The 25682-nt window shown below is 69.2% G+C and carries 22 protein-coding genes and 1 pseudogene; 12 read left to right on the top strand and 11 right to left on the bottom strand.

The genetic code is table 11. From position 1 onward, the window contains the following. The first annotated feature begins 2 nt into the window (after positions 1-2). The 3 genes from tmk to JQX13_RS31785 are packed head-to-tail and all read left to right on the top strand — an operon-like array spanning position 3 to position 3188. Complete coding sequence (gene tmk, locus JQX13_RS31795; protein WP_203403232.1) at positions 3-1709, top strand: dTMP kinase; 1707 nt, start codon at positions 3-5, stop codon at positions 1707-1709. Positions 1710-1728: 19 nt separating this feature from the next. Continuing rightward, entirely contained in the window at positions 1729-2439 is a 711-nt protein-coding gene (locus tag JQX13_RS31790; protein ID WP_203403231.1) for a DUF4956 domain-containing protein, read from the top strand. Further along, positions 2436-3188, top strand: coding sequence for a hypothetical protein (locus JQX13_RS31785; protein WP_203403230.1), 753 nt, complete (start codon positions 2436-2438; stop codon positions 3186-3188). Before JQX13_RS31790 ends, JQX13_RS31785 begins: the two co-directional genes overlap by 4 nt. A gap of 41 nt (positions 3189-3229) precedes the next feature. On the opposite strand, the gene JQX13_RS31780 is transcribed toward JQX13_RS31785, so the two are convergent. After that, the gene (locus tag JQX13_RS31780; protein ID WP_430384221.1) at positions 3230-3538 is read right to left on the bottom strand and encodes a DUF2019 domain-containing protein; all 309 of its coding nucleotides are present in this window, start codon (positions 3536-3538) and stop codon (positions 3230-3232) included. Between the two features lie 38 nt (positions 3539-3576). After that, positions 3577-4965, bottom strand: coding sequence for a SitA5 family polymorphic toxin (gene sitA5 / locus JQX13_RS31775; protein ID WP_430384107.1), 1389 nt, complete (start codon positions 4963-4965; stop codon positions 3577-3579). Between the two features lie 212 nt (positions 4966-5177). Between sitA5 and JQX13_RS31770 the strand changes: the two genes are divergently transcribed. The 7 genes from JQX13_RS31770 to JQX13_RS55585 all read left to right on the top strand — a co-directional run bounded on the left by JQX13_RS31770 (position 5178) and on the right by JQX13_RS55585 (position 13453). Next, the gene (locus tag JQX13_RS31770) at positions 5178-6611 is read left to right on the top strand and encodes a metallophosphoesterase family protein (RefSeq protein WP_203403228.1); all 1434 of its coding nucleotides are present in this window, start codon (positions 5178-5180) and stop codon (positions 6609-6611) included. 138 nt (positions 6612-6749) lie between these two features. Then, positions 6750-8150: an RsmB/NOP family class I SAM-dependent RNA methyltransferase gene (locus JQX13_RS31765; RefSeq protein ID WP_203403227.1), complete on the top strand. Its 1401-nt coding sequence runs from the start codon at positions 6750-6752 to the stop codon at positions 8148-8150. A 67-nt stretch (positions 8151-8217) separates the two neighbouring features. Beyond that, positions 8218-9984, top strand: coding sequence for a M61 family metallopeptidase (locus JQX13_RS31760; RefSeq protein WP_203403226.1), 1767 nt, complete (start codon positions 8218-8220; stop codon positions 9982-9984). A 21-nt stretch (positions 9985-10005) separates the two neighbouring features. Next, positions 10006-11463 (top strand): hypothetical protein, encoded by a 1458-nt coding sequence (locus JQX13_RS31755; protein ID WP_203403225.1) that lies wholly within the window; start codon positions 10006-10008, stop codon positions 11461-11463. Positions 11464-11507: 44 nt separating this feature from the next. Next, the gene (locus JQX13_RS31750; protein ID WP_203403224.1) at positions 11508-11891 is read left to right on the top strand and encodes a carboxypeptidase-like regulatory domain-containing protein; all 384 of its coding nucleotides are present in this window, start codon (positions 11508-11510) and stop codon (positions 11889-11891) included. A gap of 75 nt (positions 11892-11966) precedes the next feature. Beyond that, entirely contained in the window at positions 11967-12821 is an 855-nt protein-coding gene (locus JQX13_RS31745) for a ribonuclease HII (protein ID WP_203403223.1), read from the top strand. A 2-nt stretch (positions 12822-12823) separates the two neighbouring features. Then, entirely contained in the window at positions 12824-13453 is a 630-nt protein-coding gene (locus JQX13_RS55585) for a hypothetical protein (protein ID WP_203403222.1), read from the top strand. Here JQX13_RS55585 and JQX13_RS31735 read toward each other — a convergent pair. The 3 genes from JQX13_RS31735 to JQX13_RS31725 form a co-directional block, all read right to left on the bottom strand. Then, entirely contained in the window at positions 13434-14114 is a 681-nt protein-coding gene (locus JQX13_RS31735) for a hypothetical protein (protein ID WP_203403221.1), read from the bottom strand. The two genes, JQX13_RS55585 and JQX13_RS31735, sit on opposite strands and share 20 nt — an antisense overlap. 14 nt (positions 14115-14128) lie before the next feature. After that, positions 14129-15937 (bottom strand): hypothetical protein, encoded by a 1809-nt coding sequence (locus JQX13_RS31730; RefSeq protein ID WP_203403219.1) that lies wholly within the window; start codon positions 15935-15937, stop codon positions 14129-14131. 121 nt (positions 15938-16058) lie between these two features. Next, on the bottom strand, positions 16059-16265 hold the full coding sequence (locus tag JQX13_RS31725) for a hypothetical protein (RefSeq protein WP_203403217.1): 207 nt from the start codon (positions 16263-16265) through the stop codon (positions 16059-16061). Between JQX13_RS31725 and JQX13_RS56530 the strand changes: the two are divergent. Further along, positions 16204-16614: pseudogene (locus JQX13_RS56530) on the top strand (AHH domain-containing protein); the annotation flags it as partial. The gene JQX13_RS31725 and the pseudogene JQX13_RS56530 sit on opposite strands and share 62 nt — an antisense overlap. Before the next feature lie 14 nt (positions 16615-16628). Then, the gene (locus tag JQX13_RS31715; protein ID WP_203403214.1) at positions 16629-17261 is read left to right on the top strand and encodes a hypothetical protein; all 633 of its coding nucleotides are present in this window, start codon (positions 16629-16631) and stop codon (positions 17259-17261) included. Positions 17262-17303: 42 nt separating this feature from the next. Here the strand turns inward: JQX13_RS31715 and JQX13_RS31710 are convergent, their stop codons facing one another. The 6 genes from JQX13_RS31710 to JQX13_RS31685 form a co-directional block, all read right to left on the bottom strand. Then, the gene (locus JQX13_RS31710) at positions 17304-18221 is read right to left on the bottom strand and encodes a DUF2381 family protein (protein WP_203403212.1); all 918 of its coding nucleotides are present in this window, start codon (positions 18219-18221) and stop codon (positions 17304-17306) included. A 101-nt stretch (positions 18222-18322) separates the two neighbouring features. After that, positions 18323-20425, bottom strand: a complete 2103-nt coding sequence (locus JQX13_RS31705) for a serine/threonine protein kinase (protein ID WP_203403210.1) — start codon at positions 20423-20425, stop codon at positions 18323-18325. Between the two features lie 70 nt (positions 20426-20495). Further along, on the bottom strand, positions 20496-21359 hold the full coding sequence (locus JQX13_RS31700; RefSeq protein ID WP_203403208.1) for a DUF3014 domain-containing protein: 864 nt from the start codon (positions 21357-21359) through the stop codon (positions 20496-20498). A gap of 48 nt (positions 21360-21407) precedes the next feature. Beyond that, on the bottom strand, positions 21408-21941 hold the full coding sequence (locus JQX13_RS31695; protein WP_203403206.1) for an OmpA family protein: 534 nt from the start codon (positions 21939-21941) through the stop codon (positions 21408-21410). An 88-nt stretch (positions 21942-22029) separates the two neighbouring features. After that, the gene (locus JQX13_RS31690; RefSeq protein WP_203403204.1) at positions 22030-23400 is read right to left on the bottom strand and encodes a sigma-54-dependent transcriptional regulator; all 1371 of its coding nucleotides are present in this window, start codon (positions 23398-23400) and stop codon (positions 22030-22032) included. Then, entirely contained in the window at positions 23390-25510 is a 2121-nt protein-coding gene (locus JQX13_RS31685) for a two-component system sensor histidine kinase NtrB (RefSeq protein ID WP_203403202.1), read from the bottom strand. The genes JQX13_RS31690 and JQX13_RS31685 overlap by 11 nt, the downstream gene beginning before the upstream one ends. Between the last annotated feature and the right edge of the window lie 172 nt (positions 25511-25682).

Genomic DNA, 25682 nt, shown 5'->3' with positions numbered 1-25682 from the left:
CCGTGTTCATCGACTTCGAAGGCATTGACGGCAGCGGCAAGACGACCCTGTCCAACCTCCTGGCGCAGCGGCTGCGGCGGCTCGGCTACCGGGTGGCCCACGCGCGCGAGGGCGGGGAGCTGCGCTCTCCCATCGCCCGGCGCATCCGCGAGCTCACCCGGGACTCGACGCTGCTGGAGATGTCGCCGCGCACCGAGTTCTTCCTCAACCTGGCCCGCGACGCGCAGCAGTTGGAGGAGGTCATCGCCCCCGCGCTGGCCCGTGGCGAGGTGTGCATCAGCGATCGTTACCTCTACTCCCAGCTGGCCCTGAGCGGCGGCGGGCGGGGTCTGCCCCGGCCATCACTCGAGCCGGCGTGCGAGCTGGCCTCGCAGGGGCTGTGGCCGGATCTCGTCATCCTGGTGGACGTGGAGCCGGACCTGGCCCGGCTGCGCAAGCGGCTGGGGAAGAACAAGGGCGAGCGGAGCACGGACTCGGACAGCCGCAAGGGGCTGGCCGGAGCGGGCCTGGCGGTGCGAACGCGCGAGGCCTTCCTCGACATGGCGCGGAGGGATCCGGCGCGCTGGCTCGTCATCGAGAACAATGATCAGCCGCTGCACGTGCTGGAGCAGCGCATCGTCGAGGCGGTGGTGGCACGGCTGGAAGGGCGGGAGCTGCCGGCGCAGCGGATTACGCCGCCCCGCGACACGCCGGTGCGGGTGACGGTGACGGTGGATGACGTGGAGGAGCACTTCTTCCGCCTGCTGGACGACCTGGAGGTGCGCGAGCCCCAGCTCGCGGTGTGGCTGCTGGGCGGCATCCCCGGCTTCGCCGCGCACCAGCGGCGGCTGGGCTTCGTGGAGCGCTTCCCGGGACTCACGGTGCGCAGCCTCACCGGCCTGGACGACGAGCCGGCCTGGGCCCTGCGCGAGCTGCTGGCGGAGGTGGTGCCGCGGGAGGTGGCCACGAGCCTCGGCTCCAGCCCCGTGCCGCAAGCCATGACCCTGCGCGAGCGCCTCTACACGCATGCGCCCACGGAGGTGCTCTCCGGCCTCAAGCGCAACGACTCGCCCGAGGCCTGGGCCCTGCGCGAGCACGCCCTGCGCGAGGGGCGCCTGGGCGAGGTGCTCTGCGGACTGGCGGGGGTGGATGACGAGCCCGCCTGGGAGGCGCGGGAGTTGGGCGTGCGGCGCGGGCTGTACACGGACGTGGCGCGCAGCCTGAGCGGCCTCGGCTCGGTCCGGGCGGACACCCTGCGCCAGAGCCTGCTGTCCCACAACAGGCTGGCGGTGCTGCGCAGCATAAACGGCCTGGACACGCCCTTCGCGCGGGAGCTGCGCGTGGCGCTGGAGGACAAGGCGTTGAAGCTGGTGCTGCGCTCGCTGGCCGGGCTCACCACCGACGAGGCCTATGCCCTGCGCGAGCGCGGCGCTCCGCTGACGAAGGAGGCGCTCGACTCGCTGGACGGTTTGGATGACCCGCGCGCGTGGCGCTTGCGCGAGGCCTTCGTGACGCGATGGCCCGCCACGGCGGTGTCCTCGCTGGAGGGGCTGCCGCTGTGCGAGCGCGCCGAGGCGCTCGTGCTGCGTGCGCTCACGCTGAGCTCCAGCCGCCTGCCGGTGCTGCGCAACGCCTACCGCATCATCGCCGCCGCGCACACGGCCGTGCACCCCTCGGAGCGCATGGCCCAGCGGATGGCCGCGGACGACGCACAACGGCCGATGCTCTGAACCAGAAAGGAACGGGACCATGGAGCCGTTCTTCTCGGAGCTCGCCAACGATGTGTCCTCCGGAGTCTCCCTCCAGGACGCGGGCCTGATGGTGCCGCGCCTGCTGGCGGCGGTGACGCTCGGCACGGTGCTCGCGCTGCGGCCGTGGCGGCTGCTCACCGGCAAGCCGTTGCCCAAGGCGGAGATGATTCAGGCCCAGGTGCTGCTGTGCACCGCGGCGGCCGTCATCACCGCCGTCATCGGCAACAGCATGGCCAAGGCCTTTGGCCTGGTGGGGCTCGGCGGTTTCGTGCGCTTCCGCTCGGGACTGAAGGATCCGCGTGACGCGGCCATCCTCTTCCTGGTGATCGGCCTGGGCATGGCGTGCGGACACGGGAGCCTGGGACTGGCCGCGGTGGGCACCGTCTTCGTCGGCGCGCTGCTGTGGGTGCTGGACTTCTTCGACAAGAAGGAGGTCACCGCGCCGAAGCAGCGGATGCTGGTGTCGGCCCATGCGGATGACCTGGTGGGCGCGGAGGCGTTGCTGAGGAAGGCGCTGGGCGAGCGCAACGTGCTGGTACGCAGCTGCGCACTGGACTTCGACGGGCGGCGGCTGGAGCTCGAGGTGGAGGAGAATGAGCCGGGGATGCTCGCGTCGGCGCTGAGCCACACGGCGGGCGGCCCCCTCCGGGGATTGCGGTGGATGGAGATGCCCTCTTCTGGCAAGGGCGGTTGGGAGGAGCGGAGATGAAGCGTTGGAGATGGGCCGCACTGGTGGCGGTGGGCTGTTGGGTGGGGTGTGGCGAGGGCGGGAGCCTGCCCACGCAGAACCAGGATCCGGCGGCCGTGACGAACCCGGATGGAACGGTGGACATCCCGGACACCCCTCCGGGAGATGGCTCGGGCACACCGGCCACGCTCACGAATCTCTGGCCGCTCACGCAGGGCTCGACGTGGACGTACCGCATCGACGACCCGAAGCTGGGGCGGTTCGAGAAACGGGTGGAGGTGCTGGGAGAGCAGACGGTGCCGGAGACGACCATGACGGCCGTCGCGATGCGCAGCACGCAGCCCCACCTGGAGGAGATTTCCTGGCAGCTCGCGAAGGACGGAGTGGTGTACCGCCTGCGCGAGGAGGACCACAAAGCGGGCGCGCTGGCGCGGGTGACGACCTGGAATCCCGCGGCGATGAAGTCGCTGGACCAGGAGCGGCCCATGGGGTGGAACGTCGAGTCCATCCTCAACGAGCTGACGCGCTATCCGAACAGCTCCCGGGAGGATGACACCGACAAGAAGAAGTACACCTGGAGCGTGGAGGCGGTGAACGACACCGTCACCACCCAGGCGGGCACCTTCGCCAACGCCATCCGCCTGAAGCGCGAGCGCAAGGACAAGAACGAGCCGGCGCGCACGTACTGGCTGGTGCCCGGCGTCGGCAAGGTGAAGGAGACGGGCGAGCGGACGGAGGAGCTCATCTCCTACGACGTGAAGAAGCCCTGAAGCACATGGCCAGGAGGCAGGGGAGCCCTCTCCCCTCCTCCCTATTCGAGATCCAGGGCCCAGGTACCCTCCGCCCAGCGTTTCAGGGCTTCTGACGCTTCGAATGCAGCAAGACCCTCTCCCTTTGCTATCTCCTGAAGCACGGCCTTGGCCTCCGTCGTCCGATGGCGGAGCAGATAAACCGCAGCCATTCCTCGCACATCCATGCGTGGGTGGGAGAGAAGCACGACAAGAGCATCGCGCCCGGCATCGCCGTAGGCGCGCAGCTTCTTGAATGCGGCACTCCTCTGCCTGGCGTGTCTGTTTCCTACTCGAGCGTCTCCTCGAAGTATCGCATCCGTCTGCTCCATGGTGTGGAGACAGAACTGTTTCACCAGCTTTTCGAGCTTTACTTCCAGGCCTTCCAAATGCCCCTCCTGATATTTTCAATGGCCCTCAATCCGAACTGATATTGGGCCTCATAGGACTGGGTGCTGAGCCATTGCCGGACAGTCAGGACATCCGATCCCGTCACACCTTCACGGATCGACGAATAGAGGGCACTCAACTCATCGTGCACGCGCGTTTCCAACGCCATGACATTTTCGGTATTGTGAATGGCCTCTGGGCCAAACCGTTTCACATTGCCTGGGGTCTGCTCGACGATGTGGTGCCATGCCTTGCCCTTTCCCGCCGGACCCAGAGCCTTCTTCAAACCACTGTGGGAGCGCCATGCCCTATGGCCATTGGAGAGCAGCGAGCCCTTGGCTCTCTCGGGGGAAGCACTACCAACACCCTTGGCAGTCATGGCAATGGCGTTGGCTGGCAGCACGACGCGGATCGACCCCTCGGACATAGACACGATGACCCGCTCGGCCTCGGTCGCGGCATCCATCAGACGTACGCCGGTGTTGGCTTCGACCCTTCGCAAGGTCTGCCCGAAGCCCGGTAGCTTCGGCCCCTTGGACATGAGCGACACCGTTCCGCCCAACGCCGCCGTGCCCACCAGGACGAGAATCCGCACGCTGTTGGGGCCGAGGACCTTTCCGAACCGCTCGCCCGCTTCGCGGATCTCCTCGAATGTAGTGGCCCTCGCCGAGTCTTCCGAGAGCTGCCCGTAGGCCTGAATCAGGTCGAAGAACTCCCACCCGAGATAGCCCCACATCAGCACGGCGAACGCGGCGGCCACGCCTTTCGACACGGGTTCCGGCATCACCAACAACGCAAGCCAGCCCGAAAGGGCAACGCTCACCGTCGTCCACAATTGCGTGGAGGACAACATGGCCCGCAGCTCCGCGTCACGTGCATCCAGGGCCGGGCCCACGGCCAGCGCCAGGGCGAGGCTGCGCTTGTCCTCGTCTTGCAGTTGGGGCCCGTCCTCGAACAACGTCAGGCAGTCCCCCGGGGAGCCGCGTCGCTCGCAGAAGCGCCCATACGCCCGCGCCAGCTCCGAGCGCCACGCTTCTCCCCCCAGGGGGGCGGAGGCCAGCGCCACCTTCCGGCCCACGTACAGCGGGGGATGTGAGGTGGCCACTCGCAGAGGCATCTCGAGCACCAGCGCCACCAGGGCCCCTCGAAACTCCTCGTCACCCACCCGCGCCGGCTCGAAGCGCGTGGGCAGGTTGACGAAGAGCGCCTCCTCCTCGACCGTGTTCCCCACCCCCATGCCCACACGAGAGGCAGGAGGCGCACTCGTGGCGCATGCGCTCAGAAGCATCACCAGCGCCAGGGTCAACGCGCCGATACGCGAATGACTCCGAAGGCCTGGGGTACGCAAATGGACGGAGTGCTCGGGCATCAGGCCACCTCTGCGGAGCGGGTACCAGGCAGGCGAGCGCCTCCGCGACAGCCGCGTTCTACCCCGTTCCAGTGGATGCGACTCCTCGGAAGAGGGCCCATCAGGCCCTCGCCTCCCCGCCATCCAGCGGGCGAGCGACCGCGAATGACTGGATGGATGTCCGAAGGTGGACGGTTGCAACCCCGGTCCGAATGGCTCGGACAGGAGGCTCCATGCACCGTCTGTATTCCCTGGCGCTCGGCGCCGCGACCGCCGCGCTCACCCTCACCGCGAGCAGCGCCAGCGCCGCGAGTCTGACCCGTCAGCCCTACCTCCAGAGAGTAGGCCCGGATACCGCCACCATCGCCTTCCGCCTCGATGCCTCGTGCGTCCCCTCGGTCCGCTACGGCACCAACGGCCTCACGGATCAATCCGCCCAGTCGGAGACCGGTAGCCGCAACCACGCCATCGTCCTGAACGGCCTGCAGCCCGGCACCGAGTACACCTACCTCGTGGACGCCTGCGGCGCCCGCACCAACCCCGTGCGCTTCTCCACCGCGCCCGTCCCCGGCACGCGCCGCGTCCACTTCACCGCCGTGGGCGACTTCGGCATGAACAACGCCGACCAGCGCAACGTGGCCAACGCCATGCTCGCCCGCGACCCCGAGCTCTTCCTGATGCTCGGCGACAACGCCTACGACGCGGGCACCGAGGAAGAGTTCCAGAACAACCTCTTCGTGCCCATGGCGCCGCTGCTCTCGCAGGTGCCCTTCTTCGCCGTCCCCGGCAACCACGAGTACGTCACCAACAAGGGCCAGCCCTACTTCGACAACCTCTACCTGCCCACCAGCAAGAGCGGCGGCGAGTACTACTACTCCTTCGACTGGGGCCACGTGCACTTCGTGGCCATCGACTCCAACTGCGCCATCGGCCTGTCCTCGGCGGACCGCTGCACGCTCGCCGCGCAGAAGAAGTGGGTGGAAGAGGACCTGGCCGCCAGCTCCGCGCCCTGGAAGGTCGTCTTCTTCCACCATCCGCCCTGGAGCAGCGGGGATCACGGCTCGCAGCGCCTCATGCAGCGCGAGTTCCCCCCCCTCTTCGAGAAGTACGGGGTGGACCTGGTGCTCACCGGGCACGACCACCACTACGAGCGCACCCACGCCATGCAGGGCACCTCGGTGGCCCCCTCGAACACCCGGCAGCCCGTCTACCTCGTGGTGGGCAGCGGCGGCGCGTCCCTGCGCCCGCTCGAGACCAGCAAGCCCTCCTGGGCCGTGCTGCGCAACGACTCGGACCACGGCTACCTCGACGTGACGGTGCGGGACGGCACCCTCTCCGCCCAGGCCCTGACGCCCTCGGGCAAGGTGATGGACAGCTTCACCCTCACCAAGGAGCTCCCCCCGCTCGAGTCGGAGCCGGCGCCGGAGCAGCCGGGCACGTCCGAGCCCTCGGCCCCCCCGGGAACCGAGCAGCCGGGGACGAGCCAGCCCTCGACCCCCGCGCCGGGCACCGTCACCCAGAACCCCGGGCTGCCCGCCGGCCCGGAGGACTCCGAGAACCTGGATCCGAACATGCAGCCGGGCTGCTCGGCCGGGCCGGCCATGGCGCTCCTGCCCGCGGGCGCGTGGGTGCTCGCCGGAGTCCTGCGCCGCCGTCGCCGCCGCTAGCCGGGAGGCCGGGGGAGAGGGCCGAGGCGCCCTGGAAACGCCAAGGAGCGCCTCCACCCTTGTCATTGAGCGCCCGGGATGCGATTCGCCTGCCTGCCGACAGCGCAGGCCCGCCTCCCGGGCCCCCCGGAGCCTTTCATGAAGAAGAACCCCCGCCCGCCCCCCCGGGCCCCCCAGCCCCGACGAGACTCCCCCGCCGGCGAGGCGTCGCGCGCGCCCCGCCCGGTACGTGAGGACCTCGTCCTCCAGGCGTGCCTCGAGGCCTATGGCTTCGTCCGCCACGAGGGCCGGCTGGCCGACCGGGCCCTCGACTTCACCCTCCGTCACAAGCGCAACCTCTACTCCAACGAGCGCCGCGCCGTGGCCGAGCGGGTGTACGCCCTGCTGCGCCGCCAGCGCACGGTGGACTTCCTCCTCGAGCACGCCCACCGCGGCTTCACCCGCCTGGACAAGACGCGCCAGGACGTGCTGCGCCTGGCCGCCTCGCGCATCCTCCATGGCGAGCCCCCGGACGTGGTGGCGCGCACCTCGGCGCTCACGGGCCAGGACGCGGACGCGCTCGCCGCGCTCCCCACCGCCGCCCGGACGCTGGAGGCCCTCCCACCGGAGAAGCGCTTCCCCATCGCCGCCTCGATTCCGGACTTCCTCGCCACGCGCTTCCGCGAGGTGTTCGGCGCGGACGCCGAGCGCGCCGCCGAGGCGATGAACGAGCGGGCGCCCCTCACCGCGCGCCTCAACGGCTTCAAGGGTGACCGCGAGCAACTGCGCGCCCTGCTGGAGAAGGAGGGCGTGAGCGCCTCCCCCACCCCGCTGTCGCCGCTCGGGCTCATCCTGGACACGCGCACCAACGCCTTCTCGCTGGACGTCTTCCGCGACGGATGGTTCGAGCTCCAGGACGAGGGCAGCCAGCTGCTCGGCATGCTGGTGGACGCGCCTCCCACGCGGGTGGTGGACGCGTGCGCGGGCGCGGGCGGCAAGACGCTGCAGCTCGCCGTGCAGATGAAGAACCGGGGCGACCTGCACGCGCTGGACGTGGACGAGGGCCGCATCGACGAGCTGCGCAAGCGCGCGCGCCGGGCCGGGGTGCACAACGTGCGCACCCAGGTCATCCCCGCCGAGGGCCCCGAGGCGGACGCGGCGCTCGAGCCCCTCAAGGGCAAGGCGGACCGGGTCCTCGTGGACGCGCCGTGCAGTGGCACGGGCACCTTCCGGCGCAAGCCGGACGCGCGCTACCGCCTCACGCCCGAGATGATTCAAGACCACGTGGCACGGCAGAAGCGGCTGCTGGAGCGCTTCTCCCAGATGGTGAAGCCGGGAGGCCGGCTCATCTACGGCACGTGCAGCGTCCTGCGCGAGGAGAACGAGGCCGTGGTGGAGGACTTCCTCGCCCGGCACCCGGACTACTCCGTCCGGCCGGTGGCCGAGGAGCTCGGCGCGGAGCTGGGGGCGAAGGTGGGCCCGGGGCCCTTCCTGCGGCTCGCCCCGCATCTGCACGGCACGGATGGATTCTTCGGGGCCATCCTCGTGCGCGCGAAGTAGCGTCCCAGGGGGGCGGCCCGGCCCGCCCCGTGGGATGATGTCCCCTTCGCCCGATGGAGGGCTCGGAATGACGGAAGCGGTCCACTATCGCGTGTCGATGCTCCGCCCGCACTCGCACCTCTTCGAGGTGGAGGCCACCTTCCCCGCGGGCCCGGACTCGCTGGATGCCGTGCTGCCGGTGTGGACGCCGGGCAGCTACCTGGTGCGCGAGTTCTCGCGGCACGTGCAGAACGTGAGCGCCTCGGGCCCGGGCGGAGAGCCCCTCCAGGTGCGGCGCCAGGACAAGCGCACCTGGCGCGTCCAGGCGCGGGGGCACGCGGTGACGCTGCGCTACCGCGTCTACGCCAACGAGCTCACCGTGCGCACCAGCCACCTGGATGGGAGCCACGGCTACTTCAACGGCGCCACCCTCTTCCTCTACACCGAGGCCACGCGCGGCCTGGAGCACCACGTCACCGTGGAGGCGCCCTCGGGCTGGACGCCCTTCACCGCGCTGGAGCGCCGGGGCGAGGCCTTCGTCGCGAAGGACTACGACGAGCTGGTGGACAGCCCCTTCGAGGTGGGCCCCCACACGCCCCACACCTTCACGGCGGCGGGCGTGCCGCACGAGGTGGTGGTGTGGGGGGACGCGGTGCCGGACGCGGGCCGGCTGTGCTCGGACCTGCAGCGCATCTGCGAGGCCCAGGCGCGGATGTTCGGCGGCCTGCCCCTGAAGCGCTACGTCTTCCTCGTCTACCTCACGGACAAGGGCCGAGGAGGACTGGAGCACAAGGCGTCCACGGCGCTGCTCTTCCCCCGCGCGGGGCTGCACAGCCCTCGAGGCTGGGAGGACTTCCTCACCCTCGTCGCCCACGAGTACTTCCACCTGTGGAACATCAAGCGGGTGAAGCCCCGGGCGCTCGTCCCCTTCGACTACGCCCAGGAGAACTACACCTCGCTGCTGTGGGCCTTCGAGGGGGCGACGTCCTACTACGACAACCGCTTCGTGCTGCACGCGGGGCTGATGAGCGCGAGCCGCTACCTCACGCGCCTGGGCGAGACGCTCTCCACGCTGCACGCCACGCCCGGCCGCAAGACGCAGACGCTCGCCGAGGCCTCCCTGGTGAGCTGGGTGAAGCACTACCGTCCGGACGAGAACTCGCCCAACAGCGCCATCTCCTACTACCTCAAGGGCGAGGTGGTGGCCGCGCTGCTGGACCTGGAGCTGCGCCGCGCCACGGGCGATGCGCGGGGCCTGGATGATCTGATGCGCCTGCTGTGGCGGCGCTACGGTGACGAGTCCGGCGTGCCCGAGGACGGCGTGGAGGCGGCCGCGTCGGAGGTGGCGGGCAGGGACCTGAGCGCCTTCTTCGACCGGGCGGTGCGGAGCACGGAGGAGCTGGACTACTCCGTCTTCTCGCACGTGGGCCTGGAGGTGCGCTTCCGCCCGCGCGAGTCCTCCAGCGACAAGGGAGGCTCTCCCCCACCCCGGGTGAAGGGCGAGGCCCGGCCCAAGGGCTGGCTGGGTGTCACCACCAAGGGGAGCTCCACCCTCGCCGCGGTGCTGGACGGCTCACCCGCGCAGGAGGCGGGGCTGTACGTGGACGACGAATTGGTGGCGCTCGACGGCTGGAAGGTGGACGCGGCGGGGCTCCTGTCCCGCACCGAGGACAGGTCCCCGGGTGACACGGTCCGGCTCACGGTGTTCCGCAGGGACAGGCTGATGGAGGTGCCGGTGACGCTCGGTCAGAAGCCCGCGGACGCGGCGTGGCTCGCCCGGGTGGACAAGCCCACCGACGCGCAGAAGGCGGCGTACCAGTCCTGGCTGGGCACGCCCTGGGAGGATCCGGGATAAGCTCCGCGCTGGATCCCGCCCATGCCGCCGAAACCTCCCGCACGCTGCAAACGCCACTCCTCCGCCCTCGCTGGCTGGCGCTGTGAGGGGTGTGGCGCCGCGCTCTGTCCCGAGTGCGTGGAGGCGAAGCGGATGCAGACGGTGGATCTGCTCGTCTGCCGCGGGTGTGGCGGCCGGGCCGAACTGCTGATCCTCCACCGCGCGGAGCGGGCCTCCTACTCCAACCGGCTGGGCCAGGTGTGGCGCTATCCCTTCACCCGGCACGGCCTGATGTTCGCGGCGGGGCTCGGGGCGGTGCTGGCCCTCGTCGGCTTCATGACGCAGGTCACGTTCATCGGGGCGAGGTTGATCCCCGCCGCCATCGGCGCCGGCCTCTTCTGGGGCAGCTTCTTCACCATCATGCGCTCCACCACGCGCGGTGACGCGGATGTGCCCCTCCCGGACTACGGCGACGTCTTCAACGACTGGCTCCTCCCGGCCCTCAAGGGCGTGCTGGCCACCAGCGTGGTGTGGCTGCCCCTGCTGCTCTACCTGGTGTTCGTCGGCGGCTGGGACGTCATCCAGTACAGGGATCGCCTGCTGAACGATCCCATGTTCTACATGACGGGCAGGTTCCACTCGATTCCGGGCGAGACGCTCCTGGACGATCCCCTCGCGTGGCTGCTGGGACTCACCACCCTCGCCTATCTGCCCATGGCGCTGATGCTGGCCATGACGAGCAACAGCCTGCTGGACATCTTCAACCCCCTCAAGGGCGTGCACGGCATGGTGCGCCTCGGGCGGGACTATGTGGTGGCGCTGGGCGCCCTGCTCACCCTGGGCTGCGTCTACGTCCTCGTCCACCTCGTCAGCTCCAGCCTGCGCGAGGTGGCCTTCGAGCTCCTCGTGTCGCGCTGGCTCGCCCAGGTGCTCGAGTGCCTGGTGCTCTTCGTGATGGCACGCGTGCTCGGACTGCTCCTCTACACGCGGGGAGATGCCCTCGGGTATGGCGCTCCGAGCGACTACCTCACGCCCGTGCTCCCGGACGCGGCGCCGAGCACCGCGCTGAACGTGGGCCCCACCACCCTGCCCCCGGCCCAGGAGCCGGCCACCGCCGGGTCCGCCCCCTCCACCGAGGCCCGGGTGCGGGAGCTCGCCGCGGCGGTGCGGGCCCGCGACATCCCCCAGGCGCTCTCGCTCTACGCCGCGCTGGACTTCCTGCCCAAATCCGCCATCACCCCGGAGGTACACCTCTTCGTCGGACAGGCCGCGGCCTCCCTGGGGAACAACGACCTGGCCGTGCGCGCACTGGAGTCCGCGGCGGACTCGGCCCCGGAGGATCCGCTCGCCCCGCGCGCCCTCGTACTCCTGGCCCGCGTCCTCGGCGAGCGCATGCGGGAGGCGGCACGGGCCCAGGACGTCTACCGCTACATCGTCGACCGGTACCCGGATACGGACGCCTCGCGCTTCGCCCAGACCCGTCTTCCGCCCACCAGTTGACATCCGGCGTTGCCGCCGCGGAGCGCCGTGCGCAATCCCTCCGCATGCTCCAGGCACGCCAGCGGTTCCTCTTTCTGGGCCTCGTGCTCCTCGCCTCGTGTGACGGGGGCCTGCGGGTGAAGCGCGACGGAAATCCCTGCACCGACAACCTCGTCACGCTGCGGGTCGAGGTGGTGGACGCGGCGGGCGGTACGGTCCGCGACGCCATCGTCACGGCCACCAACGTGGACTCCGGACGCACCATCACCAGCACCACGGGTGAGAAGGGCGTCACCACGGCGGTGAACGAGGACATCGGCGAAGGCACCGTGCGGCTGACGGCCACCGCCGGCTCCAAGGTGAGCGCCCCGGCCGAGGTCACCTGGACGTGCGACGAGTGCCACTGCAACCCCACTCCCGACGCCGTCCAGCTCCAGCTCAACCCGTAGACTTCTCGCTCCGAACAGCTGATTGAGCAATCAGCGTTTGTCGGAGGCGCCCCGACTCGCTAGGTTGAGGAGGTCATGTCGAGTGTGGAAGACCTCCTCCGTTGCTCCCTCGTGGAGCTGACCGAGCGCTTCGTTACCCAGGCCCGCTCCGTGCCGGCGGGCCTCCTGGAGGCGCTGGAGGCGGATCCCCGCCAGGGTGCGAAGTCGCTCGCGCGCCGCATCCGGGGCCGACAGGGGAAGAACCGGGCCGAGGGCCAGCGCCTGCGCCACCTGCTGCGCTTCGAGACGGAGCTGTGGGAGCAGGGCCACACGCACGTGGCCGGGGTGGACGAGGCAGGCAGGGGCCCGCTCGCGGGCCCGGTGGTCGCCGCGGCGGCCATCCTCCCGAAGGGCTGGCGGCTGGAGGGGCTGGACGACTCGAAGAAGATCGCCGACGAGGCGCGCCGGGACGAGCTGGCCGAGGCCATCAAACGCGGCGCGGTGGCCTGGGCGGTGGGCCACGCGGACGCGGAGGAGATCGATCGGCTCAACATCCGCCGGGCGAGCCTGCTGGCCATGCACCGGGCGGTACAGGGGCTGGGCATCCAACCGGACTACGTGCTGCTGGACGCCTTCACGATTCCCGAGTGCACCCTGCCCCAGCGCGGCATCATCAGGGGAGACGCGCTCTCGCTGAGCATCGCCGCGGCGTCGGTGCTGGCGAAGACGACGAGGGACAGGTGGATGAAGGAGTTGGACGCCCAATACCCGGGCTACGGCCTGGCCGAGCACAAGGGCTACCCCACGGCCTCGCACGTGCAGGCCATCCGGGAGAAGGGGGTGCTGCCCATCCACCGCCGCAGCTTCGCGCCGGTGAGAGAGGCCCTCGGAGTGAGCGATCCACGACCCGCGGGGTCCATTCAGGGAGAGCTCTTCACGAGGAACGGGTAACGGTGAGCGCGGACAAGGACATCGATGGTTGGTTCGCCGAGCGGGGCATCACCTTGACCGACTCGCGCAACCGCGCCCGAGCCGTCCTGGAGGAGGCGGGACTCACCAGCTCCCGTAAGGTGCGCATCAGCGAGACCAAGCTGCCGAGGGCCGAGCAGCTCGTGGCGGAGCGCTTCTACCGGGTATGCGCCGCGTCCGAGTGCCAGCAGGTGGCGAGGGCGAGCGGGAGGGAGCCGCTGCTGGTGGAGCCGCGCAGCCATTGCGAGCACTGCGGGGGCTCGAACAACCGGCGGGCGGAGGTGGCCTTCCTGGAGGCGTGCAGGCGCCACGGGGTGAGCCGGGTGGTGGTGGTGGGAGGCTCGCCGGCGGTGCGCGAGGAGCTGGAGGACAAGCTCGGCGGGCGCATCGAGCTGCGCATGGTGGACGGCACCGAGCGGCGCACGGCGGGCAAGGCGCAGAGTGACTTGGAGTGGGGAGACCTGGTGCTCGTCTGGGGTGCAACGGAGCTGCACCACAAGGTGAGCAGCCATTACACGACACCGGGCACGCCCCACCGCCACAAGGTGGTGCACGTGGCCCGAAGAGGCGTGGCCGCGCTGCTCGAGGCGGGCATCACCCACCTGAACCGCTGACCTGGGTGCCCATCACCCTGGCGGCCCAGCGGCGCGTCGAGTCATCCACGTTCTTCATCAGCGAGTCGAAGCGCCCCGCGCGCATCAACGCCACCAACGTTTCGTCCCGCGCGAGAATCTCGGCCGCATCCCAAGGGAAGAGAAGCTCCGTCTCTCCCGACTTCTGGTAGCGCGAATCCGCGACCAGAATCTCCAGGTAGCGCGAGTAACTGTCGAAGAACCGGTCCACGTTCGAGGCCACGGGCATCACGTGGGCATCGGGCTCGTAGGTGTCCACTCGGACCACAGGCTGCCTTCCCCACTCATCCGCGAGCCCTGGCACGGTGGCATAGGTATAGATATCGCCACCGAAAACAATCATGGATGCGCCCAGCTCCTCCCACCAATTCTTCCGCCATGACTTGTTGTTTTCCTCCAGCTTATGAACCTGGTCGTCAGAGCGGTCGAGACTCCACCCTTTCCCCATCAAGTCCGTGGCGAAAGCCGCATGCCCCAGACGAGCATAGACACTCGCTAGCACCGGATCGAAGGGAAGCCCCTCCAACAAGCTCCCAGCGCTCAATGGTTCACGAGCCGGCGGCGAGGTCTCCAGCCTCAGATTCAATCTCTGGCATACCTCCATCAGCCGCTCCAATCCGGGCAGTGCCATGGGCTGCTCCATCGTTTCTCTCCCTTCTACTCGAGCCCACGGAACCGACTCCGCAGCTCGCGCAATGCGGCCTCTCTGGCTTCATCTACGGTCTTCAGCATTCCAGGCGAATCAGCAGCGCGGTGGTACCAGGGCTCGAACTGCCTATCAATGGCTTCGGCTGCACGTCTCACATCATCCGCTGTTGGGTTTGGTCTGGCCTTTCGGAACCTACCCCACAAGAAGTTGATTTCCTCATGAACGTACTTCTGCAACATCGCCAGGTTTTCCCCGGCATTGATGTTTTCATCCGGGAAGAGGTGCGCATATTGAAGCGGGCGCCGGTGGTGGATGGGAAGCTCCTTGCCCTCCTTCTCCAAGAGTTCGGCGAACCGAGGGTACAGCTCCGCGTAATACTTGCGAGCCTCTTCTCGAAGCTTTCCTTTCAGGTCAACATCCAACGGTTGCTGGATGGCCTGCTCGAGTCGGACGAAAAAGCCCCGCAGAGCCTTGCGCTCGCTTCGGCTCAGCGCTTGCTCGCCTTCCAGTAGCACCTTCCCCCAGAGCTGTTCGAAGGTCGCCCGCTCCTCTCCCGGCAGGCGCTTGAGCGCGGTGCGCAACCACCCGGCCGCCGCTTCGGGCTCGCGTCCCAGCGCCCGCGTCACCCACTCCAGCCCCTCCGTCGCGAAGAAGCCCAGACCCTTCGCGATGATGCCTCCCACCAACCAGAGGGTCAGTTCCTCCACGCCCCACTGCGCCAGCCAGGCCGAGCCCTCCACCACGCCCTCCCGCCAGCGCAGCAGGACGGATTCATGCATGGACAGATACCAGCTCGGCCCGGTTGGCCGCGGCGGACGATCCACCCGTGCGAACTGAACGCGGCCCCGCGCCTCCACCTCGCCCGGCCGATGCTCGGCATTCAACACCACGTGCACCGTGCGCGCGCCCAGCCCCTCGGTGAAGGGCAGCAACGCCTGGACGAGATGCCCCATCGTCTCGGGCGAGAGCGGCCGTGGGGCGCCTCCTGCCCCCTCGCGAGTACGCCGCACCTCGCGCAATTCCCAACCAGCGAGCCGACCATCCTCCAGCCACACCTCGAGCTCGACCCGCGCACCGCCGCCGGCCGGCACCCGCACGGCGCTCGCCCACTTCCCGGCCGCTTCGTGGAAGGCAAGGAAGGTATCCGCAGGGGTGCCTTGAGTACGCACCGGGAGGGACCTGGCCTCGGGAGGCCGGCCTGACGAGCGCGTGGCGTCGTAGTCCACCACCCAGCGCGTCTCCTCGCGCCGCAGCCGCAGCACCACCTCTCCCGTCCGTCGGCCCACGTAATCGGTGAAGACCTGGCGCAGAATCCGCATCAGGCCCTCCCCGTTCACGGGCCGCCCCGCGCGCCCGCCGCCGCGCGCTTCCTGGTAGCCCACCTGCGTCAGCGCGCCGCCTTCCACCCAGAAGGTGAAGACCAGCACCGCCTCCACTTCCTCCACTCCGCTGCAGAGGCCCACCACCCGCGCCACGGCCCTGTCCACTTCGGCTTCCCGTGCCGCCTCGTCCACCTCCGGGCCACGCCCCTCCCGCTGCGCCGCCTCTACCTGCCGCGCCCGCTCTCCGACCACCGCCCCGCCGAGGGCTTCGACATCCCGCTCCGGGAGCGGACGATTTGGAGAGCGCCTCGAGGACGGAGCTGCCTTCACACCATGGGGCACCAGCGGCCGGTACCGGTAATCCCCTTGGTTGCCCCCCAACGGCGCACCCGTTGCGCAGCCCATCTGGAGCGCGAGCACCACCAGGGCCAGCACGAGCCATGCGAGACGTCGCCAGGATTCCGCCGGGCGCGGCCCAACGAGACGGGTGGACATGCCGCACCTCCCAGCGAACCGCGAGGTCTGGAAACCCTTGGCCTCGGGAGTACAGGAAACGCAAGCACGTCCGTCAACACGTTGAGCGGGAAAGGGTTGGAGGCCGCGACAGAAGAGGCTCTCAGAAGAACGAGACGCCCAGGGTGCCGCTGAAGAGGAACCCCCCGTGCTGGATCAGCGAGATGGCGGTGTCAGTGAGGACATCGGGCGGTTGGCCATCCCGCATCCGGAAGTTGTCCTGGCGCAGCCGCCAGCCCCAACCCACGCGGGTGGAGTTGAGCGACGGCCAGCGCTGGCACTTGCCACGCGGCAAATCGGCTGCGGACATTCCCGCCGAGGACAAGGTGGGCGACATGCTCCAGGAGGCCGTCACCAAGGCCGCGAACGAGTGGGGACCCCACAGGCTCTCGCCAAACGAGAAAGACGCAATAGAGCAGGCCATGAAGAAGGGAGAGTACTGGCTGGCGCGGCTGCTGGAGCGCGAGGCCCGGGGGCGTTTCGTGCACGCCAAGGTGGAGGCACAATTCAAAGGCCGCCTTCGGTTCAATCACCAGGGCGTCGACGTGGTTGATCTGACGAACAACCGCAAGTACGAGATTCTCTCCGGAACGGAGTCGAACCTGGCACGGCACGGCAGGCGTTTGGCGAGCGAGTTCTTCCGGATGCTCACCTTCTAAAAGGGGCGGTGGCCATGGACCGGTTCGGTAACGTCCTCTTCGAGAACACGGAGATTGAAAACGAGCGGCTGGAGTTGATGGACAAGGAGGCGCACTACTTCCTGGGACCCAACCTGACGATGAAGAACTGCACCCTCGTGCTGAAGGTGTCCGCCCGGCGTCTCTTCTTCGATGGAGCGCGCTTCATCAACTGCACCTTCGAGGTGAAGCAGGAGCTGAAGAACCACCAGCAATGGCTGGCGGCGTCGCTGAAGGGCTGTCGGTTCAAGGGGCTGCTGTCGGGGTGCGACTTCGGGCACTGGCCCGAGTACATGAGCCTGCCGGGGTTTCAGCACGGCGCCATCGAGGACTGCGACTTCACTGAGGCCCGGCTGGCAGGGTGTCGGGTTCACGGCTGCGACATCAACACCCTGCGCTTCCCCAAGTGGCCCTGCTTTACCTTCCTGGACCCCATTGGCCGAGCCCCCGAACTACGCAGTGTCAAATGGCCGGGGAGTTTTGGCGACATCGTAGTGGACAACCTGCATACCCACCCGTCGTCCACCAAGGCCTTGACCTATTACGCACCTTCCGCTGCCAGGCGCTTCGAGACAACCCCCGAGGAGCTCCGAGCCGTCGTCGAGAAGTTCGACTGCATCCTCTACTGAGGGGCGGGCCGAGGTCGCGCGGGGCAGCAAGCCCACCACTCCCTACGGAAACGTCACGCCCTCCACGGAAACACTCGGGGGCTCGCCGTCCTGCCAGAGCAACAGTGCGAAGCGGCCCCGGGCCTCCGTCTCTGCCGCCTCGGCTTCCACCACCACGCGCCGCCTTTCCGAGCCAGGGGGGATGGGCTCCAACGGCCATACCCGCAGCACCTTCAGCCGCACACCGCCCTCACCCACCAGTTGCGCCCCCGCCGCGGCCCAGGGTCGCGAGGAGTAGTTCTTCGCCTTCAACTCCACCGCCACCAGGCCCCGGGCGCGATAGCTCATCGTCTCGGTTATCAGGATCGGCTCGCCTGGGCGCTGGGTGAAGTCCTTCTCTCGCAACGCTCGCCGGGCGGTAACACCCTTGTCAGCCAATTGCCCATTGGCAATCAATCCGGTGAGCCCATCCGGCCTCTTTCGCATCCACTCCAGTTCCGCCCGACACTCCTGGGTTTTCGCGCGCTCCTCTTCGACCGCCTGCTTGCAGGCGTCCGCCATGGGTTGCTGGAGCTCCACGTTCACCTGATGCTCGGCCTGGAGGGGATCCACCACCAGCAGGAAGTCCGCGCTCGCGGGGACCACTCCGTCCACGAAGCGCACCTTCAAGCGCAGAATCCTGCCAGCGTTGAGTGAGTTGGAAGGAACGAGCAGGAGTGCATCGTCCAACACGGTCATTCGAGCGAGGAGTCCCTGCTCCTCGAGCTCCACCCCCGCGAGTTTCAAGGGAGAGCCAAAGAGCAACGCGGTGAGGACGCCCGGACTGATGCGCAACTCGGGCACAGCCCTCTGCCCCATCACTCCCAGCACAACGGTGTGGCGCGCATCATCCGCCGTGACAGGTGGGGTGGATGGCTGCGCGGCAGCTACGCCCGCCAGGAGAACAAACAGCGGGACGACAGAGAGGAATAAGGCAGGCATGCGAAACGAAACCTCCAGAGTGGTGGAACATAACAGGGACCTCTGACGTTGGCCCCCGCCACCATTCCCTCCGGACCGCTCACGCTCAGACCTGAATATCTCTACTCGAAGCGCTCCACCGCCATGACGTGCGGGTAGGCGTGTACCTTCGCGGTGTCCGCTCCTTCATCGGGCTCTCGGACGAGACCCCGCCCATAATCGGATCCCCAGCTCCACGCGTCCAGACAGACAGGGATCGAGTCCCCGCCGCCGGGCCTGCGAGCCTGGGTGAAGCGGCCTTGCACCCGCTCCTTGCCAAAGAGGAATGTCCCCGTCAGCACCGTGCCCGCCTCCAACTGACCCAACGGTTCTCCCAACAAGAGCCGGGCTCCCGGTCCCTCTCGCACGGTGACGAAAGATGCTTCACCGATGCCAGGGAACTCCGCTCCGGTCTCGTCTCCGGGGCGGATGCCCAACTGCTTCATGGCTTCCAGGGACCCAGCCGGACATGCCTCGGGTTTGGGATTGGAACGCACCTGGGCACCGGGACAACCGGCGACGGCCGCGCCCACGGCGGCGGACCACAGGACACGGGTGACGGCGTTACGCACCGGACCCCGCTGCTGCTTCTTCTCCTGACTCTTCACGCGCATGCTGTCCTTGGGTTGCATCGCGAAGGCGATGGGCGCGGAGGTTGCGACCCACGCGGGCGCCGCGCCTCCTCCACCTTCGAGCGGACACCACGAAGGCGCCACTTCCTGGCCTGACAAGGCCCAGGTCACCACGGACACGGGTGTCGCGGACACCATGGGAACAGCAGTCACTCCGATTGGCGGAGCATCCACCAGCGATGGAGCGAACGCGGGGTGCAGGTGCGCGGCGGCGAGCAAGGCCACCGCGCCCAGCGACAGCGTGCGGTCCCGCCACGCCCGCGCGAACCAGGGACCCACCGGCGCTCGCGGCGGCACGGGAGCAGTGACCGCGCGTGTCACCCCCTCCTCCGTGAGCGGCGCGGAGGCTGATGGAACCCGCGCCTCCACTTCCTCCGGGAGCGGCTCATCCACCCCTGGCGACGGCATCAGCACCTCCGCCTCCGTGGTCGCGGGCCTGCCGCGCCGGGGTCGTTCACGCTCGAGAGCCGAGAGCCGATGGTGACGCGCCAGGGATTGCTCCAGGTCCACCTTCACCGCCACGTCCCCGTTCTCCTGCTCCCGGGTGGTGGCGTTGTCCGGCGCCCACTCCTCACACAGGGACACCGCCCAGCCCGCGTCCGCTCCGGCCAGCACCGCGCTCAACGCCTCACCCACGGACCTCGCGTCCGGGTAGCGCGCCTCGGGCGCCTTCTCCAGCATGCGCATGCACACGGCCGAGAGCGCCCGGGGCACGCGCGGGTTGCGCTCGTGAGGCGCCACGGGCTCGGAGTGCAGCACCGCGTCCTCCACCTCCTCCTCGCTCTTGCCGTCGAAGGGCCAGACGCCCGTCAGCAGCCAATAGAAGAGGACGCCCAGCGCCCACAGATCGTCACGGACACTCGCCTCGTAGTGCGTGTCCCGCTGACGTTGGCGGCGGAAGCGCCAGGCTTCCGGGGCACGGTAGCGCGTGGTGCCCGGAACGAAGCCTCCCGTCACCTTCAGCGCCCCCGGAAAGGTGCCCACGCCGTAGTCCACCAGCACGGGCCTGCCGTCCCCCTCCCGCACCACCACGTTGTCGTTCTTGACGTCCCGGTGCACCACCCCCACCGAGTGTGCCACCACCAATTGCGCTGCCAGCACCCGCACCGCGCGCGCCACCTCCAGGGCCGTGGGGTTGTGGCGCTCGGCCCAGGTGTCCAGGGGCAGCCCGGGCACGTAGCCCGTGACGATGTAGAGGAAGAGCGGCCCGAAGCCCGGGAAGTGGCCATGGTGGCCATGGCTGTCCACTCCCACCAGTCCCGCGTGGTGCAGCCGCAGCAGCACCTCCAATTCCCGCTGCGCCCACGGCCCCGCGTGAGGCAGGTAGAGCAGCTTCACCGCGAACACGTCGTCGCCGCGCCGGGCCCGGTACACGGTGCCATAGCTGCCCGCCCCCAGCCGTGCCTCCAGGGTGAGGCCGCCCACCACCTCGCCCACCCGCGGAAGGAACTCCTCCCGCGCCCCCTCCCGCGTGAGCCGCCGGAGCAACAACCGCCGCCGTTGCTCGAAAGCCCGCCGCCCCTGCTCCGGACGCTCCACCGTTGCCTGCCACATGCACGCTACCTCCGAGGTGAGGCAGCGTAGCATGACATCCCCGGTCACCGGGTGCGCCGAAGCCTCGAGCTCACTCCTTTCTCCAGGCCCGACCACTCACCTGCGCGGGCTGCTTCGCCTGCTCGGGCAATGACAGGCCCAGCGCGTGGGCGAGCTCCGAGAGCTTCGTCTGCACCTTGCGCATGTTCTCCGGCCCCATCCGCAACAGGTGCTTCTCCGCGCCGCTGAGCGCCTCGAGGCGGGGATCCGCATAGGCGTAGAGGGCACCCTTCGGGGAGACCTCGACCGCCCCGGTGGGCACCGGAACGCTGGTGAGTCTGCCAATGGCCCGGGTGAGTGACTGCTCGAGCGTCCGCCCGGGGGGAGCAATCTCCGCATGCGCCGCATCGAGGAGGGGCTCGAGCTCCAGATACACCCGCTGCACGCCCTGGGTGTTCACCGAGACCAGGGCGCGAGTCACGCCGTCGTAGCGGGCGTAGCTCTCCGGCGCCACCACCGTACGGCCAGCTCGGCGGGTGACCTGGAAACCACCGGTGGGAGCCATGAAGGACAGCTGCTCACGCGGACTCTGCCCTTCGGCCACCGCGCTCGTCGCGGAGACGAAGCGCCGGACCAGGTCCTCGGCGGACAACCAGCGGAGGAACCCGGCGTCACCGGAGAGCCCGCGCAGGAGCTCGCGCACACGCGGGTCGGTGCCCGAGAGCTGGACCTCGGGCCGCGTCACCACCGGGCCTCGTGTGTCGGCCTGTGCGACGGGCTCGGTGCGCCCGGCCGCGGGCGGCGAGGCCTGGCGCCGCAGCAGATACCCGCCGGTCCCTCCCAGGAGCGCGATCAGGAGGACCGCGGCCAGGAGGGTTCTTCGCGAGGCGCGGGAGCTCCCACGGAGAGAAGGCAGGGGGACATTCGTGTTCGGGTCGTGCGAAGGCGTGGTCATGAGGGTTCCTCGGAGGAGTTGTCTGGGATTCGAGCCACGAGAACGGAGTTAGCGCGCACCGGCCTGGGCCTGCTCGGACAGGCGGAAGGAGAACTCGGCGCGGCGGTTCTTCTCCACGCTCTCCTCTTCCGCCGGACGCTCCTCGCCGTACGACACCACGGCGATGCGCTGGCGCTCGACGCCCAGGCGAGCGAGGTAGGTCCGAATGATGTCGGCGCGACGCTGGCCCAGCGCCAGGTTGTACTCGGTGGTCCCCAGCTCGCACGTATGTCCCGACACCGTCACCCGGGAGTCAGGACGCTGGCGCAGTGCACGCGCGAGGCGCTCCAGCCTGTCCTGGGCCTCGGGCGTCAGGGTGGCGGAGTCGAGCGTGAAGTAGATGGGCGCGGCCTCGAGCGCCTCGGACGTTTCGTCAGGGTGGGACCGGGAGTCCTCGGCACGGTTGGCGGTCGAGGCCTCCGGAGTGGTCGCGGCCGGCCGCGCCGCGCTGGTGGGCGTAGGAGTGGTGGAGAGGGATTTGGCCGCGCAGCCCGAGAGACCGAGCGCCAGGAGAAGGGACAGCAGGGTGTGGTGAGGGTTCATGCCCAGACATATGAGCAAGCACCATGCCGCTCTCGCCGCCTCTGGGAACCGCGCGCGTCAGGGCCTCCGGGCTGGCAAAGCGCGCTTCCTAGCGTTGCGAAATGCCGCCGTCCGTGCGTCTCCGGTGGATGGTGGAGACATCAATCCCCAACAACTCCGCCGCACGTGTCTTGTTGCCTCCACAACGAGCAACCACCCAGGCGATGTAGTCGCTCTCCAATTGCCGGAGCGGCACCACCTGCTCCTGCGCCGCCGCCAGCGGATGCGCGTCCTGGGTGCCCGAGGAGGCGTGCAGGCGCAGGAGGGAGAGATCCACGGAGGGCTGGCCGCCAAGCACCACGAGGCGTTCGACGAGGTTCTCCAACTCGCGCACGTTCCCGGGCCACGGCATGCGCACCAGCTCCGCCAGCACTTCCGGAGCCAGCGAGGTGACGGGAGAGCGTGTGTTTCGCGCACGGGCCTGGGCCACGAAGTGCTCGACCAACATCGGAATGTCCTCCCTGCGCTCGCGCAACGGGGGAATCCGGAGTGACACGACATTGAGGCGGTAGAAGAGGTCCGCCCGGAAGCGGCCCTCCTTCACCCGCGCCTCCAGGTCCTGGTGCGTGGCCGCGACGATGCGCACATCCACGTCACGCGCTCCATCCGCTCCGACGGCCCGCACCTCTCCATCCTCGAGCACCCGCAGGAGCTTCGCCTGGAGCTCGGGAGGCATGTCCCCTATCTCATCGAGGAACAGCGTACCGCCGTCGGCCTCGACGAACAGGCCACGGCGCGCCGTGGTGGCGCCGGTGAAGGCGCCCTTCACATGGCCGAAGAGCTCGCTCTCCAGCAGGGCATGGGGCAGCGCGGTGCAGTTGACCGCCACGAAGGGGCCCTGCCGCCGGAGCCCCTCCGAATGGAGTGCCCGGGCCACCAGCTCCTTTCCGCTCCCGCTCTCGCCGCGCACCAGCACCGGTGCATCCGAATGAGCCACCCGCTCGACGAGCTCGTAGAGGGTCCGCATGGGCGCGCTCCGGCCGATCAGCGAGCCCAGGGCACCGCGGTCGACCGCCTGGCGCTTGAGGTTCTGGTGCTCGGCGCGCAGGCGCCGCCCCTCCAACGCGCGCTCGACATGGAGCAGCACCTCATCCAGGCGGAAGGGCTTGGTGAGGTAGTGGTAGGCGCCGCGCTTCATGGCCTCCACCGCGCTCTCCACCGCGCCAAAGGCAGTCATCAGCAGCACCGGGAGCCCGGGGTCCATCTTCAGCGCCGCCGCGAGCACATCCAGCCCGTCGACCTCCTTCATGCGCAGGTCGCACAGCACGACGTCGTAGAGACGGGCACGCAGCTGGGCGATGGCCTCCGCGCCGCTGCCCGCCACATCCACGATGTAGCCGGCATCCGCGAGCGGCTCCTTCAGCATTTCTCCCATCTCCACGTGGTCATCCACCACGAGGATTCGAGCGCTAGACGGCATGTTGTTCCTCCCAACGAGCACCGGCCACCGGCCACCGCACCGTGACGCAGGTGCCTCGGCCCGGCTCGCTGTCAATCTCCACACGGCCACCGTGGTTGCGGACGATCTGCGCCACCATGGTCAGGCCCAGGCCCGTGCCCTGGCCTCGCTTCTTGGTGGTGAAGAAGGGATCGAAGATCTGGTGCAGATGCTCCGGGGCGATGCCGCAGCCGTCATCCTCGACACGCAGCTCGAGCATCCCCTGGGCCTCGGGAGCATCTTCAGGAGCCTGAGAGGCGCGCAGGTGCACGTGGCCTCCGGCGCTGCATGCGTCACAGGCATTGAGGACGAGGTTGAGGAGCACCTGCTGGAGCTGGTCGGCGTCGGCCGCGAGCGCCGGCAGGTGCTCGGGTACCTCGACGTGGAGCCGGACGCGCCTGCGCTCCGCCTCGATGTGCATCAACTCCCGTAGACCGAGCACGAGAGGGCCCAGGAGGACCGCACGTGCTTCCGCGGGCTGGATGCGCGAGAAGTCGAGCAGCTGCCGGATGGTTCGGCTCACCCGGTCGATCTGGTCGATGATGGCGCTGAGGCCACGGCCGTGCGGGTGCTCCGCGCCTCCCAGCTTCCCACGCATGTACTCGGCGCGGCCCCGGATGATGCCCAGGGGCGTACCAATCTCGTGTGCCACGCCCGCGGCGAGGACGCCCACCGTGGCGAGCTTCTCGGCTCGCAGCAGTTGGTCCTCCAGCATGCGCACGTTGCTCAGGTCCTCGAGCACCAGCAGCGTGCGCACCTCTTCGTCGCCGTGCTCCAGCGGGACGGCGTGAACGTTGTACTGGCCCTTCTCTCCGAAGAGGATGAGCACCTCTCCGTGCAGGCTCCGCACACGTCCGTCCTCGCGCGTGGCCGTCACCAGCTCGCCGAGCCGTTGCACCACGGACTCGGGCGCGGAGGGGAACGCCTCGGTGAGCGTGCCTCCGAGGGCGCTGGAGGGCAGGCGGGCGCGGAGGGCCTGATTCACGGCGCTGATGCGGTCATCCGCGCTCAGCGCGAGGACACCCGTGGGGATGTGGTCCAGGATCTTCTGGGTCTTCTCATGCAGGTGCGCCAGGCGCTCGGCATGGCGGCGGCTCTCGCGCAGCGCCACGGCGCGGCGGTTGGCGAGCACGACGTAGGCCCCGAAGGTGACGAGGAAGACGGCCACCAGGAGCGCCGCGAGCGACAGGCGCAGCACCAGGAGCCGCTCGTGAGCGCGCAGCGCCAGCGTGGAGGAGAGCGTGGCCACCGACCAGGACGCTTCGTTGTGCATGCGGATGGGCATGAAGGTGGCCACCACGTCCGCCGACCCCAGGCCGAGGCGATGGGCCTGCCTCTCGTCGAGCATGAGCGTTCCGGATTCCCCTCCGCGCATGCGTGCGACCAGGGCCTGTAGACCCGGCACGAGCTTGCCCGCGCCCTGCCCCAGACGTTGGTACCAGGTGGCGACCTCCGGATCGCTCAGGGGAGAGGGGCGCCCATGGAACCCGAGCAGCAGCAGCCGGGAGTCCTCATCCGCTGTCACCAGGCGCAAGGGCGCGAAGAAGGGTTCGGTATCCACCAGGATGGCCACGGCGCCTCCGCCTCCTGGAGCATCGGCGGGAAGAGAGGTGGCGAAGACCCGCATCCACCGCGAGGAGCCATCCGCGACAGGGGGCGAAGGGACGATGCGCCCCCACGGCGCCTCGAGCGCCTGGCGCGCCGTGTCCGCCAGCGCGGTGGCATGTGAGGCCTCGCGCGGCATGAGCTGCGCCCGGCGGTCCACCAGGGAGAATTGCTCCGCGCCATCCGGCCCGTAGACGGCAATGGCCCTGTACTGGCCCACGGCCTCCAGCAGGGCTCGGAGCTCGCGGCGATGCTCCTCGGTGGAGCCGGGCTGGGCGAGCAGCTCCCCCGCGAACCGCAGGTCATCGCCCAGGTCATCGAGCGCCTCGGAGACTCCGCGTGTGGCCTCCTCGAGCTGGGTGTACCGCTCGCGCCCGAACTGCTCGACCAGCGCCTGCCGATCGCGCTGGATGAACCAGACGGCCCCTCCGGCGACGCTGGCCAGGGCCGAGAGCAGAAGGAGCAGGGGCAAGAAGGGTCGATGCATGGGAGGGTGGCGGGCTCGGCATGGCAGGCGCGCACAGCCAGGCTGAGCGCCCCCTACTCGGTCGGCCGGTCACCCGGGTCGCATGGAAGAGCCCCCGTCGGAATCCGGCGATGGGGGCAACGCAAGTCCAGTGCCAATCGTTCCCGGGCGAGGGCCGGCCAGCAATGCCGGG

It is taken from the genome of Archangium violaceum, from assembly GCF_016859125.1.
Classification (GTDB): domain Bacteria; phylum Myxococcota; class Myxococcia; order Myxococcales; family Myxococcaceae; genus Archangium; species Archangium violaceum_A.
The sequence above is the reverse complement of the archived record's forward strand: the minus strand, read 5'-3'. Positions and strand labels throughout refer to the sequence as shown.

Coding starts and splice junctions, on each gene's coding strand:
- JQX13_RS31790 (WP_203403231.1), top strand. CDS start 1,729: ATGGAGCCGTTCTTCTCGGAGCTCGCCAACGATGTGTCCTCCGGAGTC.
- JQX13_RS31785 (WP_203403230.1), top strand. CDS start 2,436: ATGAAGCGTTGGAGATGGGCCGCACTGGTGGCGGTGGGCTGTTGGGTG.
- JQX13_RS31780 (WP_430384221.1), bottom strand. CDS start 3,538: ATGGAGCAGACGGATGCGATACTTCGAGGAGACGCTCGAGTAGGAAAC.
- sitA5 (WP_430384107.1), bottom strand. CDS start 4,965: ATGCCCGAGCACTCCGTCCATTTGCGTACCCCAGGCCTTCGGAGTCAT.
- JQX13_RS31770 (WP_203403228.1), top strand. CDS start 5,178: ATGCACCGTCTGTATTCCCTGGCGCTCGGCGCCGCGACCGCCGCGCTC.
- JQX13_RS31765 (WP_203403227.1), top strand. CDS start 6,750: ATGAAGAAGAACCCCCGCCCGCCCCCCCGGGCCCCCCAGCCCCGACGA.
- JQX13_RS31760 (WP_203403226.1), top strand. CDS start 8,218: ATGACGGAAGCGGTCCACTATCGCGTGTCGATGCTCCGCCCGCACTCG.
- JQX13_RS31755 (WP_203403225.1), top strand. CDS start 10,006: ATGCCGCCGAAACCTCCCGCACGCTGCAAACGCCACTCCTCCGCCCTC.
- JQX13_RS31750 (WP_203403224.1), top strand. CDS start 11,508: ATGCTCCAGGCACGCCAGCGGTTCCTCTTTCTGGGCCTCGTGCTCCTC.
- JQX13_RS31745 (WP_203403223.1), top strand. CDS start 11,967: ATGTCGAGTGTGGAAGACCTCCTCCGTTGCTCCCTCGTGGAGCTGACC.
- JQX13_RS31735 (WP_203403221.1), bottom strand. CDS start 14,114: ATGGAGCAGCCCATGGCACTGCCCGGATTGGAGCGGCTGATGGAGGTA.
- JQX13_RS31730 (WP_203403219.1), bottom strand. CDS start 15,937: ATGTCCACCCGTCTCGTTGGGCCGCGCCCGGCGGAATCCTGGCGACGT.
- JQX13_RS31725 (WP_203403217.1), bottom strand. CDS start 16,265: ATGTCCGCAGCCGATTTGCCGCGTGGCAAGTGCCAGCGCTGGCCGTCG.
- JQX13_RS31715 (WP_203403214.1), top strand. CDS start 16,629: ATGGACCGGTTCGGTAACGTCCTCTTCGAGAACACGGAGATTGAAAAC.
- JQX13_RS31710 (WP_203403212.1), bottom strand. CDS start 18,221: ATGCCTGCCTTATTCCTCTCTGTCGTCCCGCTGTTTGTTCTCCTGGCG.
- JQX13_RS31705 (WP_203403210.1), bottom strand. CDS start 20,425: ATGTGGCAGGCAACGGTGGAGCGTCCGGAGCAGGGGCGGCGGGCTTTC.
- JQX13_RS31700 (WP_203403208.1), bottom strand. CDS start 21,359: ATGACCACGCCTTCGCACGACCCGAACACGAATGTCCCCCTGCCTTCT.
- JQX13_RS31695 (WP_203403206.1), bottom strand. CDS start 21,941: ATGAACCCTCACCACACCCTGCTGTCCCTTCTCCTGGCGCTCGGTCTC.
- JQX13_RS31690 (WP_203403204.1), bottom strand. CDS start 23,400: ATGCCGTCTAGCGCTCGAATCCTCGTGGTGGATGACCACGTGGAGATG.
- JQX13_RS31685 (WP_203403202.1), bottom strand. CDS start 25,510: ATGCATCGACCCTTCTTGCCCCTGCTCCTTCTGCTCTCGGCCCTGGCC.